Source organism: Flavobacterium sp. (assembly GCF_035456085.1).
Taxonomy (GTDB): domain Bacteria; phylum Bacteroidota; class Bacteroidia; order Flavobacteriales; family Flavobacteriaceae; genus Flavobacterium.
In genome coordinates, this window is the sequence record NZ_DATIDY010000086.1 from 1 (window position 1) to 20299 (window position 20299).

Consider the following 20299-nt stretch of genomic DNA (forward strand, 5'->3'; position numbering starts at 1 on the left):
CTGTATTTCTTCTTGGAATAGATTTCTTTGGATAATTTTCGTCAAATAAAGCTCTGTTTGATGCTGAACCCAATAATTCTTTGGCTTGCAAATAAATGTTTTGTTCCAAAGGACTAACAACATTTATTCCGTTGCATTTGTCTTCAAATTCGGCATTAGTTAATTCGCCAAATGTCACTTCATTTCCATCGGCTAAAAACCCTTTAATTTCCAATAAATGTTCACGGGTTGAACCATAAATAACCGATCTCGCACCGCAGGCATTGTTTCCGACCATTCCACCAATCATACAACGGTTACTGGTTGAGGTTTCTGGTCCGAAAAATAATTTGTACTGTTTTAAATGGATATTCAATTCATCACGAATCACCCCTGGTTCTACCCAAGCCGATTTTTCAATAGGATCAACCGAAAGAATCTTGGTGAATTCTTGTGAAATATCAACCACAATTCCATTTCCTACAACTTGTCCGGCAAGTGATGTTCCTGCCGCACGCGGAATTACACTACTTTTGTTTTCTCTTGCAAAAGCAATAATTTTTTGAATATCTTCTTTAGTTTTTGGAATGGCTACTGCCAAAGGCATTTCTTTGTAAGCACTTGCATCAGTGGCATATAGTGTACGAATAGTTTGATCGTACAATAACTTTCCATCTAATTGCTTTTCAAGATTTTGAAGGTTCATTTTGGTGATTTTATATATAAAATTTCAGGTTTTAAAATTCGTTGAAATCTGAATTCTAAAACCTGAAATTTAAAATTATTTAATATAGAATTCTATATCGAATGGTATTTGGAATCTCTTTTAATTTTTTCTCCAAATCAGGATTGTGGAAATTATCGATATCGGTAATTACATAACCCAACGTTTCATTCGTTTTTAGATATTGACCCAAAATATTGTTGTCATATTCTAAAAGGATATTGTTAATCTGAGCCAAAATACCTTTTACATTTTCATGAATGTGCATGATTCTGTGTGCACTTTGAAGCTCTGGTAACTGAATTTCAGGAAGGTTTACACTTCCGTAAGTCGTTCCGGTATTGATGTAATTGATGATTTTGTTGGCAACATAATGTCCGATGTCTTCTTGCGCTTCTTCAGTACTTCCACCGATGTGAGGCGTCAATATTACATTTTTCATTCCGATTAATTCAGAAACAAAAGGTTCGTCGTTGTTCTTTGGTTCTTCAGGGAAAACATCGACTGCCGCGCCGTGTATTTTGCCACTTTTTAAGTTGGCTACCAAAGCTGGGATATCAACAACATGACCTCTTGAAAGATTTAAAAAGATAACACCAGGTTTCATGTATTCAAAAGCTGCAGCATCAATTAAATTTTTATTGCTTGGGCGACCATCAACGTGTAATGAAACTACATCAGAAAGAGATAGTAATTCTTTTAATGAAGAACATTTTTTAGCATTTCCAAGAGCTAATCTGTCAACAGCATCATAGAAAAATACTTTCATACCCAATGCTTCGGCAACAATAGAAAGTTGTGATCCGATACTTCCGTATCCTACCAAACCTAATTTTTTACCACGAATTTCAACGCTATTTGTAGCAGATTTGTCCCAAATTCCTTGGTGCATTAATTTGCTTTTTTCAAAAGTATTACGAACTAACATAATAATTTGTCCCAAAGCCAATTCTACAACTGATCTGGTATTGCTATAAGGTGCATTGAAAACCGAAATACCCTTCAAGCTACAAGCTGTTAAGTCAACTTGGTTTGTTCCAATACAGAACGTTCCTACAGCATGTAATTTTTTGGCATGTTCCAAAACTTTTGCAGTAACATGCGTTTTAGAACGGATACCTAAAATCGAAACGTCTTTTATCTTTTCTATTAATTCATCCTCATTCAAAGAACCTTTCATCGTTTCTACTGAATATCCTTCGTGTTCAAAAATAGTAACAGCGTCTGGATGAATATTTTCTAATAATAAAACTTTAATTCTATTTTTTGGATAAGAAACAGATGCTTTATAGGATAGTTCATAAAGGATTTCATCCAATGATGGTGCTACTTGATCGGCTTTGTCAACCACAATTTTACGGCTTACATTTTCTGTAAAAGCAAAGAATTTGCTAACAGCTCCACCTTCAAGAGTTTCATAATCAGTATAACCATCTCCAATCATTATTGCTTCGCCTTTTAGGGCTAATGATTTGATTTTTTTTACTTTTCCTTGGTTTTCGCACAATTCGTCTTTTTCATCAAAACCGATTATTTTACCATCATGGTCAAATTTGAAAGTATTGGCCAAAACGTTCTCTGGTTTGATTCCGTATTCTGAAACGATAGGAATGATGATTTCTTTAAAACCATTCGAAATGATATAAATATTATCAGAATGTTGTTTAAAAAAAGTTCTGTTTCTAATTACAGAAGCAGTTACTTTCTTTTTTAATTCTTCAATTACACTTCCAATATGGTCTCTATTGGCTTGTAATAATTGAATTCTTTTAGTCAATGATTCTTTTAGAGACAATTTTCCTTCCATCCCAAGGTCTGTTAACCTTTGGATTTCGCTTAATATTTGTTCTCCAGCTGCACTATTTTGGTAAATTACTTCGCATAATACATCTAGTGCCTCAACTTTAATAAAAGTACTGTCAAAATCGAATATAAATGTTTCCTGATTTTCTGTCATCTTTTTAGTGTTTTTCACAAATAGAAATTATTTGTCAATTTTTTGTGCAAAGATAACCTCTCGATTGTTATTCTAAAAATTTATTGGTATAATACTGCCCTGTTTAACGAGAAATTAAGTTATTGTTATAAATACTGTTTTTAGGCGTGTATTATTAAATTTAATCAATCAAAATCAATTTTAAATTTTGTTTTATTTATTAAAAAAATAATTTCTTTACTGCATTCTTCTTAAAAGATCATAATATTCCACCAAAAAAGAAATAACTTGTCTCGATTTGATGTAAAAAACTTGAATGTGAAGTTTTCTGTAAATAAAATAGCCCACGATTTTAATCGTGGGCTAATAAAATTGTTTGCACCGTTTTGAGTATTCTCAGAGTCTTAGAGAACTACCTAAACCTCAAAGCCTAATTTCTCTCTTACTCTTGCTAAAACACCATCAGCAATAACTCCTGCTTTTGCTGCTCCTTTTTTCAATAAAGCATCCACTTCTGGAAGATTATTAATGTAGTAGTTGTACTTTTCTCTTTCGGTTTTGAATTTTTCTAAAATTAATTCAAACAAAGCTTGTTTGGCGTGACCATAACCATAATTTCCGCCTAAATAATTTGCTCTCATTGCTTCGATTTGCTCTTCATTTGCCAACAATTTGTAAAGCGTAAAGCAATTACAAGTATCCGGATTCTTAGGTTCTTCAAGTGGAGTACTGTCGGTTTCGATACTCATGATTTGTTTGCGTAACGCTTTATCATCCAAAAATATATTGATGAAATTATTAGCAGATTTACTCATTTTTCCACCATTTGTTCCCGGAATCAGCATGCTGTTTTCCTGAATTTTAGCTTCTGGAATAACAAAAGTTTCTCCCATTTGATGGTTGAAACGAGAGGCAACATCACGAGTAATTTCTAAATGTTGCAATTGATCTTTTCCAACAGGAACAAATTCTGCATCATACAATAAAATATCAGCAGCCATCAGCATTGGATACGTAAACAAACCAGCATTAACATCTTCCAAACGATCCGATTTGTCTTTGAAAGAATGTGCCAATGTCAAACGTTGGAACGGAAAAAAGCAGCTCAAATACCAAGTCAATTCAGCAGTTTGCGCAACATCAGACTGACGGTAAAAAATCACTTTGTTTATGTCCAAACCGCATGCTAACCAAGCAGCAGCAGTACTATACGTGTTGGCTCTTAATTCTTCGCCATTTTTGATTTGTGTAATAGAGTGCAAATCGGCTATGAAAAGAAAGGATTCGTTTTCTGGTTTATTAGATAGTTCGATTGCTGGAATAATTGCGCCCAATAAGTTCCCCAAATGTGGAGTACCTGTACTTTGTACGCCTGTTAGTATTTTTGCCATTTTTATTTTTTTAAATCACGTATGATTATGATGAAGTATATTATTTTTTCGCAAAGTTAATTCTTTTGTCAAATTTTCCACAAGTTTGCCTATTTTTGGCAGCATAAAAAGAACATAATATTAAATTTTGTCGTAAAAAAGGATGATGACATGCGAATTACATGTGACATTTTAAAATCAATTATTAAAAACACATGAAAAGTATAAAAAAAATATTGTGGTCTGTTTGGAGAGTTTGGTTTTATGTAGTAATGCTCATACCAATCTTGATAATGCTTCCTTTTTTGGTGGCTTCAATATTGACCGAAAGCGGTTATCCTTATTTTTTTAAAATGTCCCGAATTTGGGCCAAATGTGTTCTTTTTGGGATGGGTTTTTATTACAAAGTTGAAAAACTTCAGAAATTAGATCGAAAAAAAAGCTACATGTTCGTAGCCAATCATTCATCAATGACCGATATTATGTTGATGCTTGCTGTGGTTGAAAACCCTTTTGTTTTTGTTGGAAAAATGTCATTGGCAAAAATTCCATTGTTTGGTTTTTTCTATAAAAGGACAAGTATTCTGGTTGACAGAAGTTGTGCTAAAAGTAGAATGAAAGTTTTTGATCAGGCTCAGAAAAGAATAGATCGAGGTTTAAGTATTTGTATTTTTCCAGAAGGCGGTGTTCCGCATGATGAGTCTATTATATTAGATACGTTCAAAGATGGAGCTTTTCGTTTAGCATCAGAACATCATTTACCAATTGTGCCATTAATTTTCCCAGATAATAAAAAGAGATTATCCTACACTTTTTACAGCGGCAGTCCCGGATTAATGCGTGCAAAAATGTTACCACCCGTTGAAACAGTTACTCCGACCGGAGAACCCATTGACAGAAAGGATTTACGTGAAAAGGTTCGCGATTTAATATATAATGAATTGATTGCGTTTCAAGCTAAAGATGCTTTGAAAGAAAAATGAATTGTTTTGTTCTAAAAGGTACTAGTTTATAATAAAATTGCCCCCAAAAAGTTATACACTATTTAGGGGCAATTCAAATTACGGACTTTTTGTTTTTAAGCGTCAGCTAATTCTTTAATCTGAGCCTTAATTTTCACTTCCAGTTCATCTGCCAATTCCGGATTGTCTTTAATCAATGATTTAACAGCATCACGACCTTGTCCTAATTTTGTTTCACCATAGCTAAACCAAGAACCTGATTTTTTGATGATCTCAAATTCAACGGCAAGATCCAATATTTCACCTGTTTTCGAAACACCTTCACCGTACATAATATCAAATTCAGCAACTTTAAAAGGCGGAGCCACTTTGTTTTTTACGATTTTAACTTTGGTTCTGTTTCCAATTACGTTTTCACCATCTTTAATCTGTGTTGAACGACGAATATCTAGACGTACCGAAGCGTAAAACTTCAAGGCATTACCTCCAGTAGTAGTTTCAGGATTTCCAAACATTACTCCAATTTTCTCTCTTAATTGGTTGATAAAAAATACCGTACAATTTGTTTTGCTAATCGTTCCAGTCAATTTTCTCAAAGCCTGAGACATTAAACGTGCGTGAAGACCCATTTTAGAATCTCCCATTTCGCCTTCAATTTCGCTTTTTGGAGTCAAAGCAGCAACCGAGTCAATAACAACAATATCAATAGCTCCGGAACGAATCAAATTCTCAGCAATTTCTAATGCTTGTTCTCCGTTATCTGGTTGTGAAATAATCAGATTTTCGATGTCAACCCCCAATTTTTCAGCATAATTTCTATCAAAAGCATGTTCTGCATCAATAAAAGCTGCAATTCCCCCAGCCTTTTGTGCTTCAGCAATAGCGTGTAAAGTCAAAGTAGTTTTACCAGAAGATTCTGGCCCAAATATTTCGATAATTCTCCCTTTTGGATATCCATTTACACCCAAAGCTAAATCAACTCCCAAAGATCCTGATGAAATAACTTCTACTTCCTCAATGGCTTTGTCGCCCATTTTCATTACAGTTCCTTTTCCGTAGGTTTTGTCTAATTTGTCAAGAGTAAGTTGCAGTGCTTTTAACTTTGCCTCTTTGTCCGAACTGGTTTTTTCTTTCATTTTTCTTCTGTTTATATGATTTACCTACTTTAAAATAGGGACATGAATTAATTTTATTTTCGTAAAAATACTTTTTTTTTTCGAAGCCACAATAAACGATTTTTTAACAACAAAAGGATTTTCGTTTTATCTCTTCAGTTTAAAATTGCTCATTTGGGCCCGACCTCGTTAAGAAAATGGGCTAACTTTTAGAACCGCTTATTCGCCCATTTCCTTAACGAGGTCGGGCTATCCGCACTACTTCGGTAGTTTGCTCCTATCCCTCACGCAAAGACGGTTCATTAATAAATTTTAGGTTTCAGGTTATTTCAGATATTAAAACAAAACTTAAATGTCGTTAAAATACTATAAATAGATAATTTAAATTTTACTCCATAAACAATGCTTTCAATTCAGTTGCGTCATGCGGATTCATTTTGCCTGCCAATACCAAACTCAATTGTTTTCTTCTCAAAGCCGCATCATAGCGTTGTTTTTCCAATTCTGTCTCAGGATCAATTGCTGGAACTTCAACAGGTCTTCCCGAATCATCAACAGCCACAAAAGTGTAAATTGCTTCATTCGCTTTAGTGCGGTTACCTGATTGACGGTCTTCAACCCAAACATCCAAATAAATTTCCATCGAAGTTTTGAACGCTCTGGAAACTTTAGCTTCAATAATAACAACACTTCCAAGCGGGACAGCTTTGTTGAAAGCCACATGATTCACAGATGCAGTTACACCAATGCGACGCGAATGTCTTCCGGCAGCAATACTCGCAGCACGATCCATTCTGGCCAATAATTCTCCTCCAAATAAATTATTCAAAGGATTGGTTTCGCTTGGTAAAACCAAATCAGTCAATATGGTTAAGGATTCAGAAGGATGTTTTGGTGTCATTTTTTGTTGTGAATGATTTAAATTTTTATTTACTGTTATTTAAAAACTGTTTTTGTATTTAGCTATTGATTATAATCTTGAAATCAATCTAGTTCAACCAATATACCGCCATAATTGTAGGAATAAAATACAAAACAATAGTTCTTGCTCCATCGTAATCTTTGGCTAATCTTTGTCCAAATAACATCATAATTAAAGTGATGCTTGAAAAAATGGCTCCATATAATCCATATACTCTGCCACTATTTAGCGCAAGTTCTATTGCACCAACGGTACATAAAATTCCCGAAATCAATTCTAATACCAATAGATTAAGCAAAGCCAAAGGCACTTGATTTCGTAAAGGTGTTTCTTTAAAATGTTCTTTAAGCCAATTTACATTATCTTTCCAATGAAATAATTTTTCCTGAGAAGATTGTAAAAAAGTGATAGCTAAAAAAACTAATAATAAGATTGAGGCAATATTATTCATATGTAGATATTTATAGTTTCCTTATTTGGTCATGTTTTAACGCTTCCTTATTGCAAAAACTTTGATTATGCTAAAGTCATGAATTTATTTTTTATGAATTAAACGAGTAAGTCGTATCGATAAATCTGTCAAAATTATTTTAGCATTTCCATTTCGTTCAATATGATACATCGCGTCTGATAATTCCTTAAAGATGTCATTAATATTATTGCCATTTACAAAAGGAGCAAAATTCTGCAGTTTGAATTTATCTACTTTTGTTTCAATATATACAAGCTGTTTGGCTTCATAATTGAGAAGCAAAGCCTGGCGAAACATTTCAATACAAAACTGAAGAAATTTTTTTTGAGTCTCTCTTCCTAATCCTGCAATATGTTCGCTCCATTCTATCAAATCTTGTATTGCCGCCGCATTTCCTTTCGCTTTAAAGGCTGCCCTGACCCAAGTAACAAACCATTGTTCAAAAGGAGATGCTTCATCATCATTTAATAGTTGTAACGCTTTGTTATAATTTCCTTGCGATTGATGAGCAATTTTTAATGCTTCTTTATGTTCGATTTGTTCTTCTTCCATCAAAGCATTAGCAATTGTCTGTTCGCTTAAGCCATTAAAATGAGTTATCTGACATCGTGATCTTATCGTTTGAATAATATCTTCTTCATTTTCAGAAATAAGAATAAAAACAGTTTTTTCAGGCGGTTCTTCAAGTAATTTGAGTAGTTTATTGGAGGCTGCAATATTCATTTTGTCCGCCATCCAAATGATCATTATTTTATAACCACCTTCGTATGATTTTAATGAAAGTGATTTTAAAATTTCTTGAGCATCATCTACACGAATTTCTCCTTGTTTATTTTGCACATCCAGTTTTGCATACCAATCAAATAGTCCGCCATAAGGATTCTCCAAAATAAATTCTCTCCACTCTGCAATGAAATCAATACTTTTTGGTTTTTGTTTTATCTCCTCATTAGATACAGTAGGATAAATAAAATGCAAATCCGGGTGAGAGATTTTTTCGAATTTAAGAATGCAAGATTCGTTCTCTCCTTGTATAGAATTACATAAAACATATTGTGCATAAGCAATAGCCATTGGCAAAGTTCCGCTGCCTTCAGGTCCTACAAATAATTGAGCATGAGGAATTCTACCCAAATCGACACTTTTTGTCAAGTGACTTTTGATGTATTCTTGTCCTAAAATTTTTGAGAATTGCATGTGACAAAGATAGGAGAAAATGATAGTTTCAAAAATTTTATAACAGTTTTATGTTCCTACTCTTTAACTTTTTAACGCAATACTATCAAGATTAATCAAGGGATGGTGTTTTTTTAACCATTATGTGTTGATAACTTTCAGACTAGTATCGTTGAAACTATTTAATTTTTAGTTTTGGCTGTAAATTTAACAAGAAAATTATCTGCAATTAGTTAAATTAATTATATTTTTATCTTTTTTAAACTACTTCTGATATAGGTTAAATAGTTGATTTAATGGGTTATACGGTATATATTAACGAATTTTATCACTAAAATTATGTATATTTTATTTTTCAGAACTTGCAAATTCAATTTAATTGTATATTTTTGTTTTTATTAATTATTTAAATCCCCAAGTTATGAAAGTGAGAATTTTTCTTTTCGGTATATGCATGTTTGCATTGAGCTCTTCAAAGTGTTTAGCACAAGCAAAACCAAATATGCCACAAAGTATTATCAGTACAAGTGCATCTATCCGTACGTATAATGATGATAAAACATTAAAAGCTTTATCAAAAGGAGAATTAGTGGAATTGTACATTGAGCGTATGAAGGTAATTATTAGAATTTTACCAAAAATTGGTTTAGCAACTAAGCCAGGAGTTACTATGACAGATTTAGGAATTCCTGATACAGCTGACAATAAAAAAGCTTTAGATTTAGAAAAAGAAGCAACAAATACATATTTAGATATCACTGTTGATTATTTAAGAAAAATGTTGCCATTTTGTGATAAAGGACAACTTGTAAACGCAATTTTGTTTTACGAGCAAACATTAAAATCATTACGTGATTTAGAAGCACAATAATATATTTAGAAAATTTTACTATTTTTTAAGACTGACCTATAACTCTATATGAGTCTCCAACTCTGCCTACAGAGGTTAAATTAAAAAATTAATACCCCAAACCTATGAAAACTAAATCGCTATTGATATGGGTTTTCCTTGCAGTTGTTAGCAGCGTAAGCGCACAACAAGAGAAAGGAATTTTTGGACCAAGTAATTGGTTAAACAATTGGACTGAATTTAAACCAGCTAAAGCCGATTATGGCGAGGCAACTCAAATTCTTGCTGGTAATATCACAGTAAATACAAGATTAACAAAAAAGGATGTATACATTATTCAAGGTAATGTATATGTTACAAACAATGCTGTACTTACTATTGATCCAGGAACGATAATTATCGGTGATGCTGAATCTAGAGGAACTTTAATAATTACTAAAGGTGCTCAAATCATTGCCGAAGGTTCTGAAACAGATCCAATCGTTTTCACCTCAAATAAAAGTCTTAAAAAAGCTGGTGACTGGGGAGGAATTGTAATTCTTGGAGATGCTCCTATTAATAAATTCGGTGTATATACTTCGTATAATTATGACGATTTAGATCCTACATTAACAACTTATGGAGGTACTAATCCTGCAAGTTCGTCAGGAGTAATGAAATTCGTAAGAGTTGAATATGCTGGGAAAAAAGCCAGAGGAGCAGATAGTTTTAATGCTATATTACTTGGAGGGATTGGTAATAAAACTATCTTAGAAAACATCATGGTAAGTTATGCTGCCGGAAATGCTTTTGAAGTTCAGGGTGGTGAACCAGTAATGGCAAAAATTGTTTCATATAAATGTAATGGAATTGATTTTAAATTTTCAACAGGAGCTCAGGCTAAGATTGATAACTCATTAGTGATTAGATCATCTTATATTAGTGATAGTAATGGTTCTCGTTGTATTGACGTTTCTTCTTATTTAAAGAAGGAGAATATGGATTTTACTAAAAAACAAACATCTCTTACGGCTACTAATCTTACAATGTTAAATGATAGTGAGAATATTGAAGCTGATATTAAAGCGGGATTGGTAAAAGAGGCAGTTTATGTTGCAGAGAACACTACACTTGTATTAAGAAAAAGCGTAATATCAGGTTTCAAACCAGCTGTTCTTTTAGATACAAAAATCGAAATCAACGATAAAAATCTTAAGAAAATCAGAATTGAAGAGATGTATTTAAATAACTGTAGTGGAAATATATTTTCCGAAGGTTCTTTGAATAATGAAGATTTAGAGAGTTATTATGGTAATAGTATTTTCTTTAATTTGTATTCGAAAACTTCTAATGCTGAAACATTCAATGATTTTAATAACCCTAAAAGACCAGACTTTAGACTAGCGCTTACTAAATTTACAGCTTCTACTAAATAAAATACATTTTGAAATTTAGATGAAATGAAAGTTAGACCTTAAAATTGTAGGTTTGGCTTTCATTTTATTACTTAAAAAAGTGTTTCAATTGTTTTCGTAAATCCATATAAACTGATGTAAAGTTTAATAATCAGCGATTTGCAAATAGGATAGCCCCATCCCAAAACAATAAATATAACCTATGAAAAGCGAAACTATACCCGTATTCCCTTTTAGTAAATTCCTGTTTTTTTTGATTTTATTGGTTTTACCAATAGGATCATTATTTGCACAGACAATTTCTCCCCAAAAATTACCTTTTGATAAAATATGTGCAGGAGGGCCACATCCCACCGATCAAAGTAAAGTTTTTAATGAATATCAAGCACAATTTATTGTTTCGGGTTTTGATCCAAGTGTGACGTTTTCTGTAGTTTTATCTGATCCATCGGGTTCTTTTTCTTCTCCAATTGCGACTATACCTTTGAGTCCTCTTGAAGGAACACCTCCTGACACAGCAACAGATAAGACATTAACTTTTGCAATACCAACTAATTTAATTGGGTCTGATAATTATGAATTGCGTGTTAAAAGTAGTACTGGTATATTAAGTCCTTCAAGTTTTACTATTTATGGAACAGTAAGTAAAAAATCTTTCCCTGCATATTATAAGTCCTACAATGGCGCTTTTTTTATTAATGATAAAAAACCAACAATCAGTTTTTGTAATGGAGGAAGTGTTACATTAACAGTTTATAATCCAACTCCATCTGATATAAATTCTTCACCAGCCAATTTTCCCCAGTTAAAATATAATTGGTATAAAGACGGTGTTTTAATTTCTGGACAATCTTCAAGTTCATTGACTGTTAATTCACCTGGAGTGTATTATGCAGAATTAAATTATGGTCCGTGTACAGATGTTAATTTTAGATCTCAAGAAGTCATTGTAAGTAGTTCATCTGGTAGTGGTGGTAGTTCTTCGATAACATCGAGCTTGGGAAACCCTTTTTGTTCAGGTTCTGAAAACACTACTTTGACTGCAGCTGCAGGTAATTCGTATGTTTGGAAAAAAGATGGTGCAGTTATTGTTGGAGCGACAGACCAAACCTATAAAACCAATAGCGCTGGAATATATACGTGTGATATTGATTTTGGTGGTTGTAAAGCTACAGCGTCAATTGATTTAAAGACTACAGCAACAATTACTGCTAATGGTAAAGAAGTTAGCGAAGGAGAAACATTGTCAGTAGCCCAAGGAGGCGATCCGTTAACTGTTACTGCTACGGCTACTGTTTCAAATCCTACTTATCAATGGTTTCATAACAATGAAGCAATAGATGGAGCAACACAAAACACACTTGATATTACCATTGCTGGTAATTATAAAGTAGTTATTTCTGGCTGTACCACGTCTTTTATTGTTAAATACAGTTCGGTTATAGATTATAATGTACCAAAGATCTCCAATATTATTACTCCAAATAATGATGGAATTAACGATACTTGGATTATTCCTAATATTTATAACAATACAAATACACATGTTGTTATTTTGAGCTCTTTGGGGGAAATAGTTTTTGAAACCGACAATTATGATAATTCAAATGGTTGGCCGCAATCCAATATTGAATTTAAAAATTTCAACCCTGTTTATTATTATATAATTACTCCAAATGGCGGGTCTGCCAAAAAGGGTTCTATAACTCTTCTGAAATAATATGAAAAAGATTTTATTTACACTTATCTTTTTTTGCTGTACTACTCATGTTTTTTATGCTCAACAGGAGGATGGTGTAGTGTCTTTCGCTATTCCGCCAGGTAACTCTCTGAAATTTAATTCATTTGTTATTAATCCAACTTTTAGTTTTGTTCGACAACAAAGTGCTTATATTACTTTATTTAATAAGACTCAATGGGCAGGTTTTGAAGATGCTCCGAAAACTTATTTGTTAAGTTATTCGGGCAGATTTAGAGAAAATGAGGGAGTTGGACTTGGTATTTTCAAACAAAATGAAGGAGTATTAAGTACGACAGGTATATTAGCAAACTTTGCTCACAATATTTTTTTACAGGAAGATAGTAACTTGACATTTGGTATTAATGTGAGTGCTTACAGAAGTGGTTTGGATCAAGGAAAAGTAATTTCTATTCCTGATCCTTCTTTAGATAATATTCCAACGAATACATTAATGACAATTAGCCCGGGAATTAATTATGGAACTGCTTTTTTAGATTTTGGGTTAGCGCTTAATAATCTTGTGACTTATAATTTTAAGTCGGGGATTCTAAAAGATGATCCAAATCAAGGAATAGAAGGACACGTAATGTATACAGGTTATTTAGATTCTTATGGTTTTTTTGACAAAAGTAAGTTCTCCGGCCTGCTGAAAACAGAAGTCACTAAAGAAAAAACAATATTTTCTGGATCCGCAATGTTTACCATTCCAAAAGGGATTTGGGTTCAAGGAGGATATCATTCTGTTTTGGGGGCAACAGCTGGTTTTGGTTTAAATATTACTCCAAAAATAGCTTTGGAATACTCTTATGGTGTAGGCCTTGGTGATATTTCCCAACTGGGAGGTTCACATATAATTGTATTAGCTTATAAGTTTAAAAACACCAATTTTGATTATGGTGATGATGAAGAAGAAGGTGCATTAATTGAACCAGCACCAGTGCAAAAAAAGGTAGCTGCTGCACCTAAAGCAGATACAAAAGCTGTTGCTGATGCTAAATTGGCTCAAAAAGCTAAAATAGCTGAAGCCAATAAATTGAAATTGGCTGCTGCCGCCAAAGCCAAAGCCGATGCCGCTGCAGCATTAGCATTGGCAAATAAAAAACCAGACCCAATAACTAAAGCTAAATTAAATTCTGATGCCAAAGCTAAAGCAGACGCCGAAGCTAGTGCTGCTAAATTAGTTGCTGATAATAAAGCAAAGGCAGATGCCGCTGCAAAACTTGCCGCTGAAAATAAAGCCAAAGCCGATGCTGAGGCTGCCGCTGCAAAACTTGCTGCAGAAGCAAAAGCAAAAGCTGATGCAAAAGCTGTTACTGTGAAACTTTCTGCTGATAATAAAGCCAAAGCGGATGCTGAAGCTGCTGCGGCAAAACTAGCTGCAGATGCTAAAGCTAAAGCTGCTGCTGAGGCTGCTGCTGCTAAATTAGCTGCTGACAATAAAGCTAAAGCTGATGCCGAAGCCGCCGCCGCAAAACTTGCTGCTGACAATAAAGCCAAAGCTGATGCGGAAGCTACTGCTGCAAAACTTGCCGCTGAAAATAAAGCCAAAGCCGATGCTGAGGCTGCCGCTGCAAAACTTGCAGCAGAAGCAAAAGCTAAAGCTGATGCAAAAGCTGCTGCTGTGAAACTTTCTGCTGATAATAAAGCCAAAGCGGATGCAGAAGCCGCTGCTGCAAAACAAGCTGCAGAAACAAAAGCTAAAGCCGATGCTGAAGCTGCTGCCGCTAAACTTGCTGCTGACAATAAAGCCAAAGCTGATGCAGAGGCTGCTGCCGCGAAACTAGCTGCAGAAACAAAAGCTAAAGCCGATGCAGAAGCTGCTGCCGCTAAACTTGCTGCAGAAACAAAAGCTAAAGCCGATGCCGAAGCTGCTGCTGCGAAACTTGCTGCTGAAACAAAAGCCAAAGCTGATGCAGAGGCCGCTGCTGCAAAACTGGCTGCAGAAACAAAAGCCAAAGCTGATGCTGAAGCCGCTGCTGCCAAGCTAGCTGCAGAAACAAAAGCTAAAGCCGATGCAGAAGCTGCTGCTGCCAAACTTGCCGCAGAAGCTAAAGCGAAAGCTGATGCCGAAGCTGCCGCCGCTAAACTTGCTGTTGACAATAAAGCCAAAGCCGATGCCGAAGCTGCCAAACTAGCTGCTGCTGCAAAAGCTAAAGCAGACGCAGAGGCTGCTGCCGCGAAATTAGCTGCAGATGCCAAAGCTAAAGCTGAGGCAGATGCTGCTGCTGCAAAACTAGCTGCGGATAATAAAGCTAAAGCAGACGCAGAAGCCGCCGCCGCAAAATTAGCTGCAGCTGCAAAAGCCAAGGCTGACGCCGAAGCTGCTGCTGCGAAACTAGCTGCTGACGCTAAAGCCAAAGCCGAGGCCGAAGCCAAAGCTGCTGCTCAAGCAGAACAAGACAAAATTGAAGCCGCTGCTGCTGCTAAACTCGCAGTTGAAGCCTTAGCTAAAGCCAAGGCAGACGCAATGCCTAAAGATGAGAACGGCAAAGCAATGGATAATTTAGCTAGTATTGTGGAAAGCTCTAAGAGAAAACAGCAACAATTGTTAAGTCGTTTGGATGCTTCTGTGGCTAATAAAGAAAAGGCATTGAGAGAAATGAGAGAAGAAAATGATTTGAGCGATCAAGGAATTGTAAAAAATACAGTTGAATTCAAAAGTACTGCAGGAGAGAATGCCGAATTAGAATCTATTAGAGCTCAAATTGCTGAACTTAGTAAGTCTCAAGCTGATAATTTGGCTGAGTTCAATAGACTTTATAATGAAAGAATTAAAAAGACTCCTAAAAACGATCTTATTAATCAAAATTATTTGAAAACTATTGAGAATTTAAAAGCAGAACAACTTAAAACAGAACAATCAAATGCTGCTTTAATCGCAACTTTAGAGAAAATTAAGGTCGAAACAGAAATAGAGAAAAAACGTAGAATCAAGCGTGCAATTACAACAAATGATCAAGATCGTTATACACAAGATATGGCTACTTTGAAACAAATTAAAGCAACCACCAAAGTGAGTAGCGTACCATTAAAAGCCGAGGATTTTGATTTTGGCGAAAACCAGGCAAACATGCAGATTATTAAAAATAATAAGAATCTTGAAAGCGGATATTACGTAATCTTGGCCGTTCATTCAGATGTTCAAAAACGTGATGCGTTTGTTACAAAAACAGTTGCTGCCGGACAACCAAATGTGAATTTCTTCTATGATGTGAATTCGAGTAAGTATTTTATTTATACTGATAAGTTTGATAATATTCAAGAAGCAACAGAAGCGCTTTCTGCCAAGGGAAGTAAACCTTATAATGGCAAAATGGTTATTGTAAAAATTGATAAATAATCAGCAATAAATCTGAATTTTTCACCTAACAGCTTTCATAGCTGTTAGGTTATGTTCTGATTATTAAAACTGTACTTATTACTTGATTTATGTTACTATATCAAGTGATTTTGTGTTACGATAAAATAATTTAGAATTTTATTTGATATTGGTTTAAAATGTTTATTTTTATTTTTTTTTAATATAATTTTGTAATATAAATCATAAAAAAACATTTATTGCGTTATAGATTATTCTTAAAACATTAAATTTTTAAGCTTATTTTAACATAAAAAAAACATTTATTATTATCGCTTTATAAAAAAAGTGACGTTTAATTAAAAATTTTTATTTAATCGAGTTTTTCCTTAGCCTCAAAAGGATGAATGTTGATTGATAAAAATAAACATAAATACATATGAAAAAACCTACTTTTTCTAACCTGCCTTATTATTTATTATCACTGTTAAAGAGTTTATTTTTAACAGATTTATCCAATAGCAGTTCCTCTTTTAAAGTGCAATTGTGCCAGAGAAGGCTATGTTTTAAGACAAGCTTTTTTTCTGTTAATCAGTTTAGAGCTATTGTTGCATTAGTCCTATTCCTCTTTTTACATAGCTCTGATGTTTTAGGTCAAAATATAGTACCATTTACGCCTAGGTATGATAAATCTATTAAAGGAGATATGTTGCTAATTGGGAACAATATCCTAAATCGTGATGAGGGAAGGAAAGAGAGACCTAGTGATCCTTTTAATGCCGACGATCAAAATAATAACGACCTCAATATGCAATATATTGATGTTGATAGCGATAATACTACTTTTAGCTCGAGTAGTGCACGTTTAACTGTGCCGCAGGCTAGTCGTAGTTGTTATAAAGTGGCTTATGCAGCCATATATTGGGCTGGAATTTATGATACGCCATCTGTTACGAGTAATAGTGTAAACAGAAATAACTTAGGTAAGGTTAAGCTTAAGATACCCGGTCAAACTACTTATTCTGACATAACGGGAACTTTGATTTATGATTATTACCCGAATACTTCAAATGGCACTCAGATTCCTTATGCATATTATTATGATGCTACTGCATTAATAAAAAATCTTTCAAGTATTGAGGGTGACTATACATTAGCAAATATTATTTCAGGAAGAGGAACTATTAATGGTGGATTTTCGGCAGGTTGGTCTTTATTCGTAGTTTATGAAGACCCCAATGCTAGCGCTAAATATATTACCTCGTATGATGGATTTAGTTGGATTCAGGCATCAAGCCCGCCTTTATCATATGACGTAACAGGATTTAAAACGATTCCAACTGGTCCTGTAAGAGCTAAATTGGCATTTGCAGCTCTTGAGGGTGACGTAAATATTAAAAATGATAGTTATTTTGTTAATGGGACAAGAATTTCTACTGCAGATCGACCTATTGATAATTTCTTTAACAGTACGATAAATACGACAGCTGGTGCTTTTACTGATAGAACTCCCGCTAGTGGAAATACTTTAGGATTTGAAACGGGAATTATTAATTTGAATAATGCTAATAATGGTATTATCGCTAATAATGATACTAAGGCTAAGTTAGAGTTAAGAACATCAGGGGACGGATATGGTATGTTCTTTAATGCTTTTAATGTTGAGATTATAGAACCCAAAGTTGTATTGACAAAAATTGTTCAGAATAGCGCTGGAGTTGATATTGGTAATCAAAATGTGACTCTTGGACAAGTTTTAAATTATGTTATTGGGCTTCAAAACACAGGAAATGATAATGCCACTTCTGTGACCATTCGCGATATATTGCCTATAAATACAATTTTCAATTATCCGGCAGATCCATCTTCTATTAGTTTGCCAGCAGGAGTAACGGTTAAAAGTTATAATGCGGCAACCAGAGAAATCGTTTTTGATGTTGATAAAAGTATTGTTGAAGTAGGTGATGGTGTTTCAAATATACGTTTAAGAGTTCAGGTAGTGCCAAGTTGTAATATGCTTAGCGATGCTTGCTCTAACAGCATCGATAATCAGGCATTTGCTACTTATAAGGGAACTTTAAATCCAAATTTTACCATTTCAGATGACCCTAGTGTGAATACCAATACGGGCTGTTTATTGACTCCCAAAGCAACAAATTTTCTAGTAGGTATTGACGATTGTAAGTTTACTAAAAATGAAGTGCTGTGCGGGAACAGCGTAGTGCTTACTGCTGCAAATGGTTATAGTAGTTATAAGTGGTCTACCGCACCATTTACAAAAGGTGGCGTTACAACAGGTCCCATTATAGGAAACTCTCAAACACTTACTGTTACTAATCCTGGAACTTATTACGTATATAATACAGCCATTGCTCCTTGTTTATCAATTACAGAAGAGGTGACTGTTACTCGATTTGGAGGTGTTACCAATAACCCTATACAAAAACCTGTTGCCGATCAGATAGTGATCTGTCCGAACGACGGAAAGGAACTGCCAAATATCTTTTTGTGCGGTGGTGATGCTACTAGAGTTATTGACATTTCTTCTGTTTCTGCTGGCTCTACTGTAGTTTGGGAGAAATTAAACGAAGCTAGTTGTGCTGCAGTTGCCAATCCGAATTGCGCCAATGAAAGTACCTCCTGTACATGGACACAAGTTGGAACCGGGTCAGCTTATATTGCAAACACTTCGGGTCAGTTTCGACTTACTTTAAATTATCCAGGTGGATGTTTTAATCGTTTCTATTTTAATGTATATCAAAATTTACTAAAACCAACAGAAACACATAGAGACATTATTTGTAATACCAAAGGGAATATTACAGTTGGTGGGGTGGGTACTGGATATGAATACAGCATTAGTAATGCTAATGGTAGTACACCAACAGCGTATGTGTCAAATAATAGTTTTACAATTAATACAGCTGGGCTTTATACTGTTTTTATCAGACAAATCGGAGTAGTTAATGGTTGTGTTTTTACAATACCTAATATTCAAATACTACAAAGGAATTTCAATGTATCAGCATCGGTTACTCAGCCATTATGTTTTGGTGAAAGAGGAAGTATCACAGTTGTTGCTAATAATGGTTATCCTGATTATACTTATTATTTATATGATGGAGCAACTTTAGTAAGTAGTGTAGGACCTATTTCTAGTCCAAATCATACTTTTGTAGACCAGACTCCTGGAAAAAGTTATCGAGTTCGAGTGACCACCGCAGACGGTTGTGATAGTTCTCAATATCCTTATATAAACCAGCCGTCAAGTGAAGTAAAAGCTACCGCCGCAATAGTTGAGCCGCTCACAGCTTGTAGTGATGGTAAAATTGTGGTGACAGCACAAGGAGGAAATGGACCATATCAATATTTAATTAGTGGTTCAACAGAATATGTTAGTAGTGGAGAATTTATAATTACAACACCAGGAACATATTCTATTCAAGTTGTCGATAGAAACAATTGTAATGCAACAGCAACAGTAACGGTACCAAATAATGCCAAACCTACGTATGATGTAAATCATACTAATAGTACATGTTATGGAAATGGTTCACAAATTAGTATAGATAATATTGTGGCTAATGGCTATTCTTTGTCTTATAGTATTGATAATGGAGCAACTTTTGTCACAAATCCAATTTTTAATAATTTATATCCAGGAAGTTATAATGTTGTTGTAAAATATGGCATCACTTACATGTCACAATGGAATGGTCAACAAACTAAATATTGTACAGCCCCAGCCGTTCCTATTACGATTACAGGTCCGACTTCAGCGGTAACAGCTTCCGGAGGAGTAGGAGAATTGGCAGGTTGTAGCACATCCGCTACAGGGGAACCTTTAGGACTTTTACGTATCACTAATGTAGAGGGAGGAAACAGTCCTTATTCATTTAGCTTTGATGGAGGTAACACTTGGCAAAGTTCAAGTGAGAAATATGTACCAAAAGGGGTTTACAATTTGGCTGTAAGAGACAGTAACGGTTGTGTGTTTCAGATACCATATACAGTAACTCTTGATCCAAAACCTGCAGATCCAGTAATTGACGATAATGTTAATACACTTTATAATTGTGATGGTACCGCAACGGCAACGGTTATAGTTAATAATCCTGCGTCATCTGGCGGGACTACCTATGCCTATGAGTATTTTATGCAAAAAAATAAAACAGGACCGATAGTACCAAATTCCCCAATTGACAGTAATGTTTTTACAAATGTTCCTTCTGGTAATCACAATGTAATAGTTCAATACAATGTAAAAACGGTATCTAGTTTCAGTAATTTATTGCAAGAAGATTTTGGTAGAGGAGATGATACTACCTCTCCAGGAATTAATTCTGCATATTGCTGGGAG

12 protein-coding genes and 1 pseudogene are annotated in these 20299 nt (G+C 34.5%); 6 read left to right on the top strand and 7 right to left on the bottom strand.

Annotation, left to right across the window (positions count from 1 at the left end; all coding sequences use genetic code 11):
• The 3 genes from VLC96_RS06470 to trpS form a co-directional block, all read right to left on the bottom strand.
• Nucleotides 1-685: FAD-binding oxidoreductase (locus VLC96_RS06470; RefSeq protein ID WP_325261478.1), on the bottom strand; the 685-nt coding region annotated here is incomplete at its 3' end.
• Between the two features lie 79 nt (nucleotides 686-764).
• Nucleotides 765-2660: a phosphoglycerate dehydrogenase gene (gene serA, locus VLC96_RS06475; RefSeq protein ID WP_325261480.1), complete on the bottom strand. Its 1896-nt coding sequence runs from the start codon at nucleotides 2658-2660 to the stop codon at nucleotides 765-767.
• A 395-nt stretch (nucleotides 2661-3055) separates the two neighbouring features.
• The gene (trpS, locus tag VLC96_RS06480) at nucleotides 3056-4030 is read right to left on the bottom strand and encodes a tryptophan--tRNA ligase (RefSeq protein WP_325261482.1); all 975 of its coding nucleotides are present in this window, start codon (nucleotides 4028-4030) and stop codon (nucleotides 3056-3058) included.
• Between the two features lie 194 nt (nucleotides 4031-4224).
• Here trpS and VLC96_RS06485 point away from each other — a divergent pair, with 194 nt between their 5' ends.
• Nucleotides 4225-4992, top strand: coding sequence for a lysophospholipid acyltransferase family protein (locus VLC96_RS06485; RefSeq protein ID WP_325261484.1), 768 nt, complete (start codon nucleotides 4225-4227; stop codon nucleotides 4990-4992).
• Between the two features lie 95 nt (nucleotides 4993-5087).
• Here the strand turns inward: VLC96_RS06485 and recA are convergent, their stop codons facing one another.
• The 4 genes from recA to VLC96_RS06505 all read right to left on the bottom strand — a co-directional run bounded on the left by recA (nucleotide 5088) and on the right by VLC96_RS06505 (nucleotide 8677).
• Nucleotides 5088-6107 carry a recombinase RecA gene (gene recA / locus VLC96_RS06490; RefSeq protein ID WP_325261486.1) on the bottom strand — a complete coding sequence of 340 codons (1020 nt, stop codon included), beginning with the start codon at nucleotides 6105-6107 and terminating at the stop codon, nucleotides 5088-5090.
• Between the two features lie 367 nt (nucleotides 6108-6474).
• Nucleotides 6475-6987, bottom strand: a complete 513-nt coding sequence (locus VLC96_RS06495) for an acyl-CoA thioesterase (protein ID WP_325261489.1) — start codon at nucleotides 6985-6987, stop codon at nucleotides 6475-6477.
• 88 nt (nucleotides 6988-7075) lie between these two features.
• A complete protein-coding gene (locus VLC96_RS06500; RefSeq protein WP_325261491.1) occupies nucleotides 7076-7459 on the bottom strand; it encodes a DoxX family protein in 384 nt (127 codons plus the stop codon).
• 84 nt (nucleotides 7460-7543) lie between these two features.
• Nucleotides 7544-8677 carry a DNA polymerase III subunit gene (locus VLC96_RS06505; RefSeq protein WP_325261493.1) on the bottom strand — a complete coding sequence of 378 codons (1134 nt, stop codon included), beginning with the start codon at nucleotides 8675-8677 and terminating at the stop codon, nucleotides 7544-7546.
• 400 nt (nucleotides 8678-9077) lie between these two features.
• Between VLC96_RS06505 and VLC96_RS06510 the strand changes: the two genes are divergently transcribed.
• The 5 genes and pseudogenes from VLC96_RS06510 to VLC96_RS06530 form a co-directional block, all read left to right on the top strand.
• Complete coding sequence (locus VLC96_RS06510) at nucleotides 9078-9527, top strand: hypothetical protein (protein ID WP_325261495.1); 450 nt, start codon at nucleotides 9078-9080, stop codon at nucleotides 9525-9527.
• A gap of 104 nt (nucleotides 9528-9631) precedes the next feature.
• A complete protein-coding gene (locus VLC96_RS06515) occupies nucleotides 9632-10921 on the top strand; it encodes a beta-helix domain-containing protein (protein ID WP_325261498.1) in 1290 nt (429 codons plus the stop codon).
• A 181-nt stretch (nucleotides 10922-11102) separates the two neighbouring features.
• Nucleotides 11103-12620: a T9SS type B sorting domain-containing protein gene (locus tag VLC96_RS06520; RefSeq protein ID WP_325261500.1), complete on the top strand. Its 1518-nt coding sequence runs from the start codon at nucleotides 11103-11105 to the stop codon at nucleotides 12618-12620.
• A gap of 1 nt (nucleotide 12621) precedes the next feature.
• Nucleotides 12622-15981 (top strand): PorP/SprF family type IX secretion system membrane protein, encoded by a 3360-nt coding sequence (locus tag VLC96_RS06525; protein WP_325261502.1) that lies wholly within the window; start codon nucleotides 12622-12624, stop codon nucleotides 15979-15981.
• A gap of 397 nt (nucleotides 15982-16378) precedes the next feature.
• Nucleotides 16379-20299, top strand: a pseudogene (locus tag VLC96_RS06530) (hypothetical protein); the annotation flags it as partial.

Coding starts and splice junctions, on each gene's coding strand:
- serA (WP_325261480.1), bottom strand. CDS start 2,660: ATGACAGAAAATCAGGAAACATTTATATTCGATTTTGACAGTACTTTT.
- trpS (WP_325261482.1), bottom strand. CDS start 4,030: ATGGCAAAAATACTAACAGGCGTACAAAGTACAGGTACTCCACATTTG.
- VLC96_RS06485 (WP_325261484.1), top strand. CDS start 4,225: ATGAAAAGTATAAAAAAAATATTGTGGTCTGTTTGGAGAGTTTGGTTT.
- recA (WP_325261486.1), bottom strand. CDS start 6,107: ATGAAAGAAAAAACCAGTTCGGACAAAGAGGCAAAGTTAAAAGCACTG.
- VLC96_RS06495 (WP_325261489.1), bottom strand. CDS start 6,987: ATGACACCAAAACATCCTTCTGAATCCTTAACCATATTGACTGATTTG.
- VLC96_RS06500 (WP_325261491.1), bottom strand. CDS start 7,459: ATGAATAATATTGCCTCAATCTTATTATTAGTTTTTTTAGCTATCACT.
- VLC96_RS06505 (WP_325261493.1), bottom strand. CDS start 8,677: ATGCAATTCTCAAAAATTTTAGGACAAGAATACATCAAAAGTCACTTG.
- VLC96_RS06510 (WP_325261495.1), top strand. CDS start 9,078: ATGAAAGTGAGAATTTTTCTTTTCGGTATATGCATGTTTGCATTGAGC.
- VLC96_RS06515 (WP_325261498.1), top strand. CDS start 9,632: ATGAAAACTAAATCGCTATTGATATGGGTTTTCCTTGCAGTTGTTAGC.
- VLC96_RS06520 (WP_325261500.1), top strand. CDS start 11,103: ATGAAAAGCGAAACTATACCCGTATTCCCTTTTAGTAAATTCCTGTTT.
- VLC96_RS06525 (WP_325261502.1), top strand. CDS start 12,622: ATGAAAAAGATTTTATTTACACTTATCTTTTTTTGCTGTACTACTCAT.